We start from the raw sequence: 14,085 nt of genomic DNA on the forward strand, positions 1-14,085 counted from the left end.
CATAACGAAGGAGCGTTCACATGTCATTACTGCACCATTGGGAACATGAGTTCGACAAGGTTAAGGTCCGCCTGCACGGCTTGGTCACGCGGCTGGAAATGTCCTGGAAAAAACTCGTCAACGACCTGGAGCCAGAGGAGTTCCAGGCCATCGTCAAGCTGCTGGAGCGTGGTCACGCTCAAGCCCGGCATGTCATTGATCATGGTGATTTGCCCGACGATGAGCCGGCCGTGCCATGGGAACTGGCCCACGGCCTGTCGATTCTGAAAATCGGCAACGCCACGCCTTTGCCGCAAAAGGAAGAGGAACTGCCAACCCGAGTGCTCAAGGACGGCACCTTGCTCGGCTGCCGCAAATGGGAACTGCTGGACCTGTTGTGGAGCGAGGCGCTGCTCAAGTGGATCGAGAACCTGCGCCACCACGCACCGTTCGCTACCACCCCGGCGCTGGTCAAAATGGACAACGATGTGGTGCTGGCCATCGCTGGCGACTGGGGCACCGGCCCGTTCGACAGTCACGCACCCGCCGTGGCGGTCGCCAACCAGATGCAACTGGCCCAGGCCGATTTCACCATCCACTTGGGCGACGTGTATTACGCCGGCACCCATTCCCAGGAAGACGTCGACATGGTCGGCTGGCCGCAGGGCAGGCACGGCTCGTTCACGCTCAATTCCAATCACGAGATGTACAGCGGCGCCCACGGTTATTTCAAGGAATTGGCCAAGCGCTTTCCGGTGCAGCAAGGCACGAGCTACTTTGCCTTGTACAACGATGACTGGCTGGTGGTTGGCCTGGACAGCGCCTATGCCTCGGATGCCATGAACCTGTACATGGACGGTACGCTCAACACGCAACAGATCGAGTGGATGAAAAGCCTGCCCAAGCGCAAGAAACTTATGGTGCTCAGTCATCACCAGGGTTTTGACATTTGCGGGCACCACAAGACCGCCCTCTACCAACCGGTATGCGATGCTCTGGGGCGTGAGCCGGATTACTGGTATTGGGGCCATTTGCACAACGGTATCTGCTACGCGCCGCAAGGCGGGCTTCAGGCGCGTTGCGTCGGGCACGGAGCGATTCCCTACGGCACCACCAGCGAGTTGAACGGGCATCCTCGGGTGTTGTGGTCGGAAACACAATTGGCGGGGGACGAGGCGTATCCGGAGCGGGTGTTGAACGGCTACGTGAAACTTCGGCTGGTGGGTGAAAGTATCGTCGAGGAATTTATCAGCGAGAATGGCGAAGTGCGTTGGCGCTCAAATTAACCCGATATTCGTTAGTTCAAAATGCGCTCCTGAGCGCATTTTTTGTTGTCATGAAAATCACATAAATATCAGGAAAAAAATTCACCCTGTACGACCGATCTGATTTTTCGGTTAATGCGCTTTCAGCACTAATCAAAGTGCGGTGCTCATCAGGGAAGATTAATCTATGTTTGACTTCAAAAAAGCAGCCTTGCTGTTGGGCTTATTAAGCTCGTCAGCGGTCACTGCATCCTTGGCCCATGCCGCGGAAACGGCGCCGGGCATCAATAATTTTAAAAAACCCTTTAATGAATACACTTGGGTGACCGCCCACAACGGTTATCAGGACGACAAGCGCACCCAACTCGATCGTGGCGTGCGTGGCTTCATGCTGGACCTGCACCCAGGCAATCTGGGGTCAAAGGACGTCTATTTGTGTCATACCACCGAGAAAGGCACCTGTGATGTCCGTAGGGACAAGAACTTTACCGACTCATTAAGCAAGGTCTTCTTGCCGTTTCTACGCGGTAATCCGAACGCTGTTGTAACCCTGACGCTGGAAAACTATGTGGACAGGGCGACGCTGCAAAAAGCGCTGGAGCGGGTGCCGGGCCTTGAAGATTGGGTATTCGATCCCGCCCCCTATGCGGGGACATCGAGCTGGCCAACCCTGGAGCAGATGATTCGCAGCGGCAGACGGCTGGTTATCCTCACGGACAGGCACGAGGGCAGCTATCGGATCAGAGGCAAGACCATCAAACTGTTGAAAGACAGCTTATGGGAAAAGCAGAATCACTGGGAGCTGGGCACCAGCATTTTCAAACATGACTGGAGCTGCCCGTCGCGCTGGCGCACCTACTCTTCGAGCGTAGGTGCCGGTGGATTTGAGCGGTGGCCAAGACTGTTCATCATGAATCAGTTCCATGCCTGGGGTTCGACCGCGGCCCATGCCGCTGACGTGGACAACAACCTGACCTGGCTTGAGCGACGCGTGGACAGGTATTGTGCAGCCGCGCAGGGCAGACGCACCGCGCCAAACTTCCTGGCAATCGACTTCAACCAGACCGGCGATGCGTTCGCCTATGCCGCCGCATTGACCCAGGGTGGGTTCTATTTCCATGAGAAAAACCGCGCCGACCCCACCGGTGATACTACGTGTGTCATTCCCGCCGGGCAGCACCATAACCTGCGCCTGCCTGGGCGCGGTTGTGAAAACGATGAGGCCCGTTCACTGAAGTTGCGTGGCATCGTCAAGGGCACGCGTATTTCCGTCTATGACTCGCCCGCGGCCAGCAAGCAGGACGACTACGCAGTCATCGATATCAAACGTGATATCGGGTTAAACGAATCGGTCGTTGTCGATACGTTCGAAAAAAGTTATGAAAGTGCAGACTTGAAAGTGGTTTATGTGCGTAACAATGGCCTGGACGGGAAAGTATCGCGAGTTATAACCGGAACAACACCGACGAATTTTTCCGATGCAAGCGTTGTATTGTATGAGGGCAACTCCGCCAGGCAGAACGTGGTATGCACCGTGAGTCTCGCAGGCAGCCTCCGCTTCAACTTCGGTGGTAGCTGCGACAACGATGAAGCGCGCTCGGCCAAAATTCTGAAGGCCAAGGCCGGCACCCGGTTCTGGGTGTACGGCAACAAGGACCAGAAAGAGAACCAGGGATGGGCGCGGATCGAGGTTTTAACGGATATCACCCAGCCGGTGGTGGTGGGCAGCTTCGAAAGAAGCCACAACGCAGGCGCATGGCGCATTATCCGCGGCGGCGCGAAAAACCAACTCGATGGCAAGGTTTCGAGCATGAAGATCGAGCGACCGTGACCCCGCGGTACCTTGCGATACCGGCGGGGTTCGGCGCATTTGTCAGCCCTGGACCGGAACGCCCTTGAGGTACGGCGCCGGCTCGGCCCCGAGGTTGTTGAGCATGCGCTCGCTGTACCAGTCGACGAAGTTCACCACGCCGAATTCGTAGGTCTTCGAGTACGGGCCCGGCTGGTAGGCGGTGGAGTTGATGCCGCGCTGGTTTTCTTCGGCGAGGCGACGGTCCTGGTCGTTGGTGGCGTCCCAGACCTGGCGCATGCGCTCCACGTCATAGTCCACGCCTTCGACCGCGTCCTTGTGCACCAGCCATTTGGTGGTGACCATGGTTTCCTGGGCGCTGATCGGCCACACCGTGAAGACGATGATGTGGTCGCCCATGCAGTGGTTCCATGAGTGAGGCAGGTGCAGGATGCGCATCGAGCCCAGGTCCGGGTTCTTGATGCGGCCCATCAGTTTGGCGCAGCCCTGCTTGCCGTCCATCGTCATCGACACGGTGCCCTTGAGCAGCGGCATGCGTACGATGCGGTTGCGCAGGCCGAAGCTGGCGTGGGCGTAAGGGATCTTCTCGGCATCCCAGGCGGCGGCGGAAGCGGCCACGTGGTCCTTGAACGCCTGGTCGGCCCGCGGATCGGTGACGTCGTCCCATTCCAGCAGGGTCTTGAGCAGTTCGGGGTGCGAGGCGTTGCAGTGGTAGCACTCGCGGTTGTTTTCCAGCACCAGTTTCCAGTTGGCCTTTTCCATCAAGGTGGTTTGCACCGCCACCTTGGTGTTTTCCATGTCGTAGGGTTCCATGTAGTGGTTCAGGGTCGACAGGAAATCATCGATGGCCGGCGGGTTCTCGGCCAGGCTGATGAAGATGTAGCCGCCGGCGGTCTTCACGTTCACCGGCTTGAGGCCGTACTGCTTCATGTCGAAGTCGGCGCCCATCTCGGTGCCGGCGAACAGCAGGCGACCGTCCAGTTCGTAGGTCCACTGGTGGTAATGGCAGACCAGCTTGGCGACCTTGCCCTTTTCGCTGGTGCACAGCCGCGAGCCGCGGTGGCGGCAGACGTTATGGAACGCGTGCACCACGCCTTCTGCGCCGCGAATCACGATGATCGGGTTCTTACCGACCTGCAGCGTCAGGTAGTTGCCCTTGGCCGGGATTTCGCAGGTCATGCCGGCGATCAACCATTCCTTCTGAAAGATTTCCTGCATGTCGATATCAAACAGGCGCTCATCGGAGTAGAACGGCTGCGGCAGCGAAAAGGTGCGCTCGCGCTCTTGCAGCATTTGCGCGGTGGCCTTGCGTGCGGGTTCCAGCGGATCGCCCAGGCTCAGGGTAGTGGTGACGTCCATCGTTTTATCCTCATGGCCATCTCTGTGGCCGGCGAAAGTGGCTAATCAAGGGTGCTACGCAAGGCAGAAATATTGTTTATCCGTTGGGGCGAGTGTGGGGCCGCGCAGGGGCGCAACCTTATCCATGGGCGACATGGCCCAATCTGTTCCCGACGCGCGAGCCCCGGTAGCTGGGGGCTGGTCGCGATAAGTATGTGAATGTCGCAGATAGGTAAATGGCGGTGCAGGCGCCTGCGCACAATCGCCATCATGAAGGCCGACAGTCGGCCGTGGAGATCAGCATGTCCAACAATTTCCTGAACCCGGTCACCACCCAGACCTGGGCCAATGGCCGACATATCGTTCGTTGCGTCAAAGTCATCCAGGAAACCTGGGATGTGCGCACCTTTTGCTTTATGGCCGACCAGCCGATCATGTTCTTTTTCAAGCCCGGGCAGTTCGTCACCCTGGAGTTGGAAATCGAAGGCCAGCCGATCATGCGCTCCTACACGATCTCCAGTTCGCCGTCGGTGCCCTACAGCTTCTCGGTGACCATCAAGCGCGTGCCGGGGGGCAAGGTCTCCAACTGGCTGCACGACACGCTGCACGAAGGCCAGGAACTGGCGGTGCACGGGCCGGTGGGGTTGTTCAATGCCATCGATTTCCCGAGCCCGAAGGTCCTGTACCTCAGCGGTGGCGTCGGAATCACGCCATGCATGTCCATGGCCCGCTGGTTCTACGACACCAACGCCAACGTTGACATGACCTTCGTCCATAGCGCCCGCTCGCCCAAGGACATCATCTACCACCGTGAGCTGGAGCACATGGCGTCGCGGATCGATAACTTCAGCTTGCACCTGATCTGCGAAAAGCATGGTTTGGGCGAGCCGTGGGCCGGGTATCGCGGTTACCTGAACCACAAGATGCTGGAACTGATGGTGCCGGATTTCCTTGAGCGCGAAGTGTTCTGCTGCGGCCCGACGCCGTACATGAGCGCGGTCAAGCGCCTGCTGGAAGCGGCCGGCTACGACATGAAGCGCTACCACGAGGAGTCCTTCGGCGCCACGCCACCGGAAGCTCGCGCCGATGCGGTGGAGCAGGCCGAACAGGCGGCGGATGCGCCTGAAGTCGACCAGGCGGACCTGCATCAGGTGGAATTCGTCGCGTCGGGCAAGAGCATCGGCGTGGCACCGGGCGAAACCGTCCATGCGGCAGCAGCCAAGCTTGGCCTGATGATTCCCAAGGCCTGCGGCATGGGCATCTGCGGCACCTGCAAGGTCATGAAACTCGGCGGGGAAGTGGAGATGGAGCACAACGGCGGCATCACCGAGGATGACGAGGCCGAGGGTTACATCCTGTCGTGCTGCAGCGTGCCGAAGGGGGATGTGCGGATCGAGTTTTAACCCGCAGCGAGCCCCCTGTGGCGAGGGAGCAAGCTCCCTCGCCACGAAAGCCCTGAAGCTCTAAAGGGCAAACGGCCTTGATGCATCGGTGGTTGCCTCAGGCGCTCATCACTTCCCGAATATCCGCCGCCAACTCCCGCACCCGCGCTTCTTCGGTATCCCACGAGCACATGAACCGTGCGCCGCCCTTGCCGATGAAGGTGTAGAAGCGCCAGCCCCTGGCGGTCAGCGCGGCGATGGCCGGTTCCGAGAGTTGCAGGAACACGCCGTTGGCCTGGACCGGGAACATCAGTTCGACGCCAGGAATGTCGCTGACCAGTTGCGCCAGCAATTGGGCGCAGTGGTTGGCGTGGCGGGCATGCTTGAGCCAGGCGTCGTTCTGCAGCAGGCCGACCCAGGGCGCGGAGAGGAAGCGCATCTTCGAGGCCAATTGCCCGGCCTGTTTGCAGCGATAGTCGAAATCTTCCGCCAGGTCGTGGTTGAAGAAGAGGATCGCTTCGCCCACCGCCATGCCGTTTTTCGTGCCGCCGAAGCACAGCACGTCGACGCCGGCCTTCCAGGTCAGGTCGGCCGGGGTGCAGCCGAGGAAGGCGCAGGCGTTGGAAAAGCGCGCGCCGTCCATGTGCAGGTTCAAACCCAGTTCCTTACAGGTAACGCTGATGGCGCGGATTTCTTCCGGGGTATAGACGCTGCCGACTTCCGTGGCCTGGGTCAGGGTCACCACGCGCGGCTTGGGGTAGTGGATATCCTGGCGCTTGAGGGCGATCTCGCGAATCGACTCGGGAGTCAACTTGCCGTTTTCGGTACGTGCCACCAGGAGCTTGGAGCCGTTGGAGAAAAATTCCGGCGCGCCGCATTCGTCGGTTTCGACGTGGGCGGTTTCCGAGCAGATCACGCTGTGGTAACTCTGGCACAACGACGACAGGGCCAGGGAGTTGGCGGCCGTGCCGTTGAACGCAAAGAATACTTCACAGTCGGTTTCGAACAAGGCACGGAAATCATCCGCCGCGCGGTGGGTCCATTCATCGTCGCCATAGGCGCGCTGGTGGCCCTGGTTGGCTTCTTCCATGGCCGCCCAGGCTTCGGGGCAAATGCCGGAATAGTTGTCGCTGGCGAATTGTTGGCTCTTGTCGGTCATGGCCTTGCTCCTTGAATAGAGAGTCCTGGGTAAGAGATCCCTGGTGGAATTCCCGGGTGAGGGGTTCCATGGTTCGGCGTGTTTGGGTCCACAGCGCCGTGGTCGATAGTGGTGCGCACTTTACCCAAGATTAGCGAGGGAGCACACGGGATGTTTCGGTCAGAAAATCACAAAATCAGCGGGCCGCAGTACACATGAGTCAGCGCGACGCTGCGCTGGACCTGCTCAAGTGGCTGGCACTGTTGTCGATGGTCCTCGATCATCTGCGATATGTCGGTTTTTCCGCCGATTGGCTTTATGTGCCGGGACGCCTGGCATTTCCCTGGTTCTGCCTGGCGATGGCGTCCAACCTCGCACGCAACGGCGCCAGCTCGCTTCCGTGGCGTTACCTGGGCTGGCTGTTGCTGTTCAGCGCCATCAGTGAAATCCCCTACCGCTTGTTCGTTCCCAACCCCACGACATTGAACGTGATGCCGACGCTGGTGCTGGGATTGTGGGTGGCGCGCAGTTGGCAAATCCCCACCTTGCAGGCGCGATGCCTGGCGGTGGCGGCGCTGCTGCTGGCGGCGCTGTGCTCGTCCCGGTTGATGTTCGGGTTCTACGGCGTGCTGCTGCCGCTGGCGATGTTGCTGGTGTATCGCCGGCCTTGGTATTTCGTGTTGCTACCGGGAATGGTCTGCGTGGCGGCCAATCAATGGCGGGTGTTGTATGGCGCGGCATGGCTGGGCGACACGGTGGCGGTCTGGGGGCTGGTGGCTTGCCTGATCGCGCCATGGCTTGGGCTGGCGCTTTTGCGACAGGCGGGGCGTTTTCGTCCAGTGCCCATGCGGCGCTGGGCGTATGCGCTGTATCCCGGGCATTTCCTTATATTGCTCGCGGTCCGCCAGGTCATTGCATAACCCTTCGTGGCGAGGGAGCTTGCTCCCGCTGGAGGGCGAAGCCCTCCCAAAAGGCCACCTCGGATTTACCTGATGTGCCGAGGCGTCTGGTCTTAGGGCTACTTCGTAGCCCAGCGGGAGCAAGCTCCCTCGCCACAAGGGCCGTCTTCGATTCCATTTGATCCCATGTCGTAAACGCACCTTTGCGTGGCGTCCATAGGCATTTGACCTGCCTGCGCCGGCCATACCATCGCATCCAAAGGGCACGACCGAAACGGTCCGTGCCTCACCGAGACGAAAGGCGCACTGCCGCCGCTGGGAGAGACGCGATGTTCAGCAAGCAAGACCAGATCCAGGGTTACGACGATGCACTGCTGGCGGCGATGAATGCCGAGGAGCAACGCCAGGAAGATCACATCGAACTGATCGCGTCGGAGAACTACACCAGCAAGCGCGTGATGCAGGCCCAGGGCAGCGGCCTGACCAACAAGTACGCCGAAGGTTACCCGGGCAAGCGCTATTACGGTGGCTGCGAGCACGTCGACAAGGTCGAGGCCCTGGCCATCGAGCGCGCCAAACAACTGTTCGGCGCCGATTACGCCAACGTCCAGCCGCATTCCGGTTCGTCGGCCAACAGCGCCGTGTACCTGGCCTTGCTGCAAGCCGGCGACACCATCCTCGGCATGAGCCTGGCCCACGGCGGTCACCTGACCCACGGCGCCAAGGTGTCGTCCTCGGGCAAGCTGTACAACGCGGTGCAATACGGAATCGACACCACTACGGGCCTGATCGACTACGACGAAGTCGAGCGCCTGGCGGTCGAGTGCAAGCCGAAGATGATCGTGGCCGGTTTTTCTGCCTATTCCAAGACTCTGGATTTCCCACGCTTCCGCCAGATCGCCGACAAGGTCGGTGCGCTGCTGTTCGTCGACATGGCCCACGTCGCCGGCCTGGTTGCCGCCGGCCTGTACCCGAACCCGCTGCCGTACGCCGACGTGGTCACCACCACTACCCACAAGACCCTGCGCGGCCCACGCGGCGGCCTGATCCTGGCCAAGGCCAACGAAGAGATCGAGAAAAAGCTCAACGCCGCGGTATTCCCCGGCGCCCAGGGCGGCCCGCTGATGCACGTCATCGCCGGCAAGGCGGTGTGCTTCAAGGAAGCGGCGGAGCCGGGCTTCAAGGCTTACCAGCAGCAAGTGATCGACAACGCCCAGGCCATGGCGGGCGTGTTCATCAAGCGCGGCTACGATGTAGTGTCCGGCGGCACCGACAACCACTTGTTCCTGGTCAGCCTGATCCGCCAGGGCCTGACCGGCAAGGACGCGGATGCCGCCCTGGGCCGCGCCCACATCACCGTCAACAAGAACGCCGTGCCGAACGACCCGCAATCGCCGTTCGTGACCTCGGGCCTGCGCATCGGCACCCCGGCGGTGACCACTCGCGGCTTCAAGGTGACCCAGTGCGTCACGCTGGCCGGCTGGATCTGCGACATTCTCGACAACCTCGGCGACGCCGACGTCGAGGCCAATGTCGCGCAGCAAGTGGCGGCCTTGTGCGCGGACTTCCCGGTTTATCGCTGAGTCGGTTTTGGAGTAAATGACTATGCAACGCTATTCGGGCTTCGGCCTCTTCAAACACTCACTCAGCCATCATGAAAACTGGCAGCGGATGTGGCGCACGCCGACCCCGAAAAAGGTCTACGACGTGGTTATAGTCGGCGGCGGCGGGCATGGTCTGGCGACCGCCTACTACCTGGCCAAGGAGCACGGCATCACCAACGTCGCCGTGGTTGAGAAGGGCTGGCTGGGCGGCGGTAATACCGCGCGCAACACCACCATCGTGCGCTCCAACTACCTGTGGGACGAATCGGCCCACCTGTACGAACACGCGATGAAACTCTGGGAAGGCCTGTCCCAGGACCTGAACTACAACGTGATGTTCTCCCAGCGTGGCGTCTACAACCTGTGCCACACCTTGCAGGACATCCGTGATTCCGAGCGCCGCGTCAGCGCCAACCGCCTCAACGGCGTGGACGGCGAACTGCTCAACGCCAAGCAAGTGGCCGACGAGATCCCATACCTGGATTGCTCGAAGAACACCCGTTATCCGGTGATGGGCGCCACCGTCCAGCGTCGCGGCGGCGTGGCCCGTCACGATGCCGTGGCCTGGGGTTTTGCCCGGGCGGCGGATGCCTTGGGCGTGGACCTGATCCAGCAGACCGAAGTAATCGGTTTCCGCAAGGAAAACGGTGTGTGCATCGGTGTGGAAACCAACAAGGGCTTCATCGGCGCCAAGCGCGTCGGCGTGGTGACCGCAGGTAACTCCGGGCACATGGCCAAGCTCGCCGGTTTCCGCCTGCCGATCGAATCCCATCCGCTGCAAGCGCTGGTGTCCGAGCCGATCAAGCCGATTATCGACAGCGTGATCATGTCCAACGCCGTGCACGGCTACATCAGCCAGTCTGACAAGGGCGACCTGGTGATCGGCGCCGGTATCGACGGCTACAACGGCTACGGCCAGCGTGGCTCGTACCCGGTGATCGAGCACACCATCCAGGCCATCGTCGAGATGTTCCCGGTGCTCTCGCGGGTGCGCATGAACCGCCAGTGGGGCGGCATCGTCGACACCACCCCGGACGCCTGCCCGATCATCTCCAAGACTCCGGTGCCGAACATGTTCTTCAACTGCGGTTGGGGCACCGGTGGCTTTAAAGCGACACCTGGCTCGGGCAACGTGTTTGCCGCGAGTTTGGCCAAGGGCGAAATGCACCCATTGGCCGCCCCTTTCTCCATCGACCGTTTCCACAACGGTGCGTTGATCGATGAACACGGCGCTGCTGCGGTTGCCCACTAACAGGAGAAATCCCCATGTTGCATATCTTCTGTCCTCACTGCTTTGAGCTGCGCTCCGAAGAGGAATTCCATGCATCCGGCCAGGCGCACATCCCGCGTCCGCTGGATCCGAACGCCTGCACCGACGAGCAGTGGGGCGACTACATGTTCTTTCGCGACAACCCTCGCGGCCTGCACCACGAGCTGTGGATTCATGCCGCCGGTTGCCGCCAGTACTTCAACGCGACCCGTGACACCGTGACCTACGAGATTCTCGAAACCTACAAGATCGGTCAAAAGCCGCAATTCACCGACAAGGCTGACAGTCCGAAAGCGGCCGCGCAGGCTCTGGGAGAGAAGGTATGAGCCAGATCAATCGCCTGTCCAACGGCGGACGGATCGACCGCAACAAAGTGCTGACATTCACCTTCAACGGCCAGACCTACAAAGGCTTCGAGGGTGATTCCCTGGCCGCTGCGCTGTTGGCCAACGGTGTCGACATCATTGGTCGCAGCTTCAAGTATTCTCGTCCGCGCGGCATCTTTGCCGCCGGTGCGGAAGAGCCGAACGCGGTGCTGCAGATCGGCGCCACCGAAGCCACGCAGATCCCGAACGTGCGCGCCACGCAACAGGCGCTGTACCAGGGCCTGGTCGCCACCAGCACCAATGGCTGGCCGAACGTCAACAACGACATGATGGGGATTCTCGGCAAGGTCGGCGGCAAGCTGATGCCGCCGGGCTTCTACTATAAAACCTTCATGTACCCGCAATCGTTCTGGATGACTTACGAAAAGTACATCCGCAAGGCCGCAGGGCTGGGTCGCTCGCCGACCGAGAACGATCCTGACACCTACGACTACATGAATCGTCACTGCGACGTGCTGATCGTCGGCGCTGGCCCTGCTGGCCTGGCCGCAGCATTGGCCGCGGCTCGCAGCGGTGCGCGAGTGATCCTGGCCGATGAGCAGGAAGAATTCGGCGGCAGCCTGCTCGACTCCCGCGAAAGCCTGGACGGCAAGCCGGCGACCGAGTGGGTCGCGGCGGCGGTGGCTGAACTGCGCTCGATGCCCGAGGTGGTGTTGCTGCCTCGCGCCACGGTGAACGGTTACCACGACCACAACTTCCTTACCATCCACGAGCGCCTCACCGATCACCTCGGTGACCGCGCACCGATCGGCCAGGTTCGCCAGCGCATCAACCGGGTTCGCGCAAAGCGTGTGGTGCTGGCGACTGGTGCTTGCGAGCGCCCGCTGGTCTACGGCAACAACGACGTGCCGGGCAATATGCTGGCTGGCGCGGTTTCTACCTACATTCGCCGTTACGGCGTGGCACCGGGCAAGAAACTGCTGTTGAGCACCAACAACGACCACGCCTATCGCGTCGCCCTGGACTGGTTCGACGCCGGCCTGCAAGTGGTGGCCGTCGCCGATGCCCGCAGCAACCCGCGTGGCGCGCTGGTGGAAGAAGCCCGCGCCAAGGGCATCCGCATCCTCACCGGCAGCGCCGTGATCGAAGCCCGTGGCAGCAAGCGCGTCACCGGTGCACGTGTCGCCGCGATCGACGTCCGCGCCCACAAGGTCACCAGCCCTGGCGAATGGCTGGACTGCGACCTGGTGGCCAGTTCCGGCGGCTACAGCCCGGTGGTCCACCTGGCTTCGCACCTGGGCGGCAAGCCGATCTGGCGTGAAGACATCCTCGGTTTCGTGCCGGGCGAAGCGCCGCAGAAACGCGTTTGCGTCGGCGGTGTGAATGGCGTCTACGGCCTCGGCGATTCCTTGGCCGACGGTTTTGAAGGCGGCGTGCGCGCGGCCAGCGAAGCCGGTTTCAAGGCTGTGGAGGGCGTGTTGCCCAAGGCCCTGAGCCGTCATGAAGAACCGACCCTGGCGTTGTTCCAGGTGCCGCATGAAAAAACCACCGCACGGGCGCCGAAGCAATTCGTCGACCTGCAGAACGACGTCACCGCCGCCGCCATCGAACTTGCCACACGCGAGGGCTTCGAGTCGGTGGAACACGTCAAGCGCTACACCGCACTGGGCTTCGGCACCGACCAGGGCAAGCTGGGCAACGTCAACGGCCTGGCCATCGCGGCCCGCTCGCTGAACGTGAGCATCCCGCAGATGGGCACCACCATGTTCCGTCCGAACTACACGCCGGTGACCTTCGGCGCGGTGGCCGGTCGGCACTGCGGGCACATCTTCGAACCGGTGCGCTTCACCGCGCTGCATGCCTGGCATGTGAAAAACGGTGCCGAGTTCGAAGACGTCGGCCAGTGGAAACGTCCCTGGTACTTCCCGAAGAACGGCGAAGACCTGCATGCCGCGGTCAAGCGCGAGTGCAAGGCGGTGCGTGACAGCGTCGGCCTGCTGGACGCCTCGACCCTGGGCAAGATCGACATTCAGGGCCCGGATGCCCGTGAGTTCCTCAACCGCATCTACACCAACGCCTGGACCAAGCTCGACGTGGGCAAGGCCCGCTACGGCCTGATGTGCAAGGAAGACGGCATGGTCTTCGACGACGGCGTGACCGCCTGTCTGGCCGACAACCACTTCCTGATGACCACCACCACTGGCGGTGCGGCCCGTGTACTGCAATGGCTGGAGATCTACCAGCAGACCGAATGGCCGGACCTGAAGGTGTATTTCACCTCGGTTACCGACCACTGGGCGACCATGACCCTGTCGGGGCCCAATAGCCGCAAGCTGCTGAGCGAAGTCACCGACATCGACCTGGACAAGGACGGCTTCCCGTTCATGACCTGGAAGGAAGGCCTGGTAGGCGGCGTGCCGGCGCGAGTGTTCCGCATCTCGTTCACCGGTGAGCTGTCGTACGAAATCAACGTGCAGGCCGACTACGCCATGGGCGTGCTCGAACAGATCGTCGAGGCCGGCAAGAAGTACAACCTGACCCCGTATGGCACCGAGACCATGCACGTGTTGCGGGCTGAGAAGGGCTTCATCATCGTCGGCCAGGACACCGACGGCTCGATGACCCCGGACGACCTGAACATGGGCTGGTGCGTCGGCCGGACCAAGCCGTTCTCGTGGATCGGCTGGCGTGGGATGAATCGCGAAGACTGCGTGCGTGAAGAGCGCAAGCAACTGGTGGGCCTCAAGCCGATCGACCCGAATGTCTGGCTGCCGGAAGGCGCGCAGCTGGTGTTCAACCCCAAGCAGGCGATCCCGATGTCGATGGTCGGCCACGTGACCTCCAGCTATGCGCATAACTCCCTGGGTTATTCGTTTGCGATGGGCGTGGTCAAGGGCGGGCTCAAGCGCCTCGGCGAGCGAGTCTTCGCACCGCTGGCGGATGGCCGGGTGATCGAGGCAGAGATCGTTTCTTCGGTGTTCTTCGATCCGAAGGGGGATCGGCAGAACGTTTAACGGCTTGAGGTCCTGGTGGGAGCAGTTGTTCTGCGTCGTCTGCATCGCGAGCAAGCTCGC

General features: G+C 61.3%; 10 protein-coding genes. 8 read left to right on the plus strand and 2 right to left on the minus strand.

All coding sequences use genetic code 11. The features are described from left to right. The first annotated feature begins 20 nt into the window (after positions 1 to 20). Positions 21 to 1,265 carry a metallophosphoesterase gene (locus tag J3P94_RS02945; RefSeq protein ID WP_434571300.1) on the plus strand — a complete coding sequence of 415 codons (1,245 nt, stop codon included), beginning with the start codon at positions 21 to 23 and terminating at the stop codon, positions 1,263 to 1,265. Between the two features lie 166 nt (positions 1,266 to 1,431). Then, complete coding sequence (locus J3P94_RS02950; RefSeq protein ID WP_434571302.1) at positions 1,432 to 3,075, plus strand: hypothetical protein; 1,644 nt, start codon at positions 1,432 to 1,434, stop codon at positions 3,073 to 3,075. Positions 3,076 to 3,117: 42 nt separating this feature from the next. On the opposite strand, the gene gbcA is transcribed toward J3P94_RS02950, so the two are convergent. Continuing rightward, positions 3,118 to 4,413, minus strand: coding sequence for a glycine-betaine demethylase subunit GbcA (gene gbcA, locus J3P94_RS02955; protein ID WP_434571304.1), 1,296 nt, complete (start codon positions 4,411 to 4,413; stop codon positions 3,118 to 3,120). A 281-nt stretch (positions 4,414 to 4,694) separates the two neighbouring features. Between gbcA and gbcB the strand changes: the two genes are divergently transcribed. Next, on the plus strand, positions 4,695 to 5,795 hold the full coding sequence (gene gbcB / locus J3P94_RS02960; RefSeq protein WP_434571306.1) for a glycine-betaine demethylase subunit GbcB: 1,101 nt from the start codon (positions 4,695 to 4,697) through the stop codon (positions 5,793 to 5,795). Between the two features lie 97 nt (positions 5,796 to 5,892). On the opposite strand, the gene J3P94_RS02965 is transcribed toward gbcB, so the two are convergent. Continuing rightward, positions 5,893 to 6,933: a low specificity L-threonine aldolase gene (locus J3P94_RS02965; RefSeq protein ID WP_434571307.1), complete on the minus strand. Its 1,041-nt coding sequence runs from the start codon at positions 6,931 to 6,933 to the stop codon at positions 5,893 to 5,895. Positions 6,934 to 7,127: 194 nt separating this feature from the next. Here J3P94_RS02965 and J3P94_RS02970 point away from each other — a divergent pair, with 194 nt between their 5' ends. From J3P94_RS02970 to J3P94_RS02990, 5 genes are all read left to right on the plus strand, one after another. After that, positions 7,128 to 7,832, plus strand: coding sequence for a TraX family protein (locus J3P94_RS02970; RefSeq protein WP_434571309.1), 705 nt, complete (start codon positions 7,128 to 7,130; stop codon positions 7,830 to 7,832). 308 nt (positions 7,833 to 8,140) lie between these two features. Beyond that, positions 8,141 to 9,394 (plus strand): serine hydroxymethyltransferase, encoded by a 1,254-nt coding sequence (gene glyA / locus J3P94_RS02975; RefSeq protein ID WP_030139294.1) that lies wholly within the window; start codon positions 8,141 to 8,143, stop codon positions 9,392 to 9,394. 22 nt (positions 9,395 to 9,416) lie between these two features. Continuing rightward, the gene (locus J3P94_RS02980) at positions 9,417 to 10,667 is read left to right on the plus strand and encodes a sarcosine oxidase subunit beta (protein WP_003206307.1); all 1,251 of its coding nucleotides are present in this window, start codon (positions 9,417 to 9,419) and stop codon (positions 10,665 to 10,667) included. Between the two features lie 14 nt (positions 10,668 to 10,681). Continuing rightward, positions 10,682 to 11,011 (plus strand): sarcosine oxidase subunit delta, encoded by a 330-nt coding sequence (locus J3P94_RS02985; RefSeq protein WP_434571312.1) that lies wholly within the window; start codon positions 10,682 to 10,684, stop codon positions 11,009 to 11,011. After that, complete coding sequence (locus J3P94_RS02990) at positions 11,008 to 14,025, plus strand: sarcosine oxidase subunit alpha (RefSeq protein ID WP_434571314.1); 3,018 nt, start codon at positions 11,008 to 11,010, stop codon at positions 14,023 to 14,025. Before J3P94_RS02985 ends, J3P94_RS02990 begins: the two co-directional genes overlap by 4 nt. The last annotated feature ends 60 nt before the right edge of the window (positions 14,026 to 14,085 follow it).

The organism is Pseudomonas sp. Z3-8 (assembly GCF_051131975.1).
Taxonomy (GTDB): Bacteria; Pseudomonadota; Gammaproteobacteria; order Pseudomonadales; family Pseudomonadaceae; genus Aquipseudomonas.

Excerpts from the sequence above, each read along its gene's own strand:
- glyA (WP_030139294.1), top strand. The coding sequence starts at position 8,141 with ATGTTCAGCAAGCAAGACCAGATCCAGGGTTACGACGATGCACTGCTG.
- J3P94_RS02945 (WP_434571300.1), top strand. The coding sequence starts at position 21 with ATGTCATTACTGCACCATTGGGAACATGAGTTCGACAAGGTTAAGGTC.
- J3P94_RS02965 (WP_434571307.1), bottom strand. The coding sequence starts at position 6,933 with ATGACCGACAAGAGCCAACAATTCGCCAGCGACAACTATTCCGGCATT.
- gbcB (WP_434571306.1), top strand. The coding sequence starts at position 4,695 with ATGTCCAACAATTTCCTGAACCCGGTCACCACCCAGACCTGGGCCAAT.
- J3P94_RS02985 (WP_434571312.1), top strand. The coding sequence starts at position 10,682 with ATGTTGCATATCTTCTGTCCTCACTGCTTTGAGCTGCGCTCCGAAGAG.
- J3P94_RS02970 (WP_434571309.1), top strand. The coding sequence starts at position 7,128 with ATGAGTCAGCGCGACGCTGCGCTGGACCTGCTCAAGTGGCTGGCACTG.
- J3P94_RS02980 (WP_003206307.1), top strand. The coding sequence starts at position 9,417 with ATGCAACGCTATTCGGGCTTCGGCCTCTTCAAACACTCACTCAGCCAT.
- J3P94_RS02990 (WP_434571314.1), top strand. The coding sequence starts at position 11,008 with ATGAGCCAGATCAATCGCCTGTCCAACGGCGGACGGATCGACCGCAAC.
- gbcA (WP_434571304.1), bottom strand. The coding sequence starts at position 4,413 with ATGGACGTCACCACTACCCTGAGCCTGGGCGATCCGCTGGAACCCGCA.
- J3P94_RS02950 (WP_434571302.1), top strand. The coding sequence starts at position 1,432 with ATGTTTGACTTCAAAAAAGCAGCCTTGCTGTTGGGCTTATTAAGCTCG.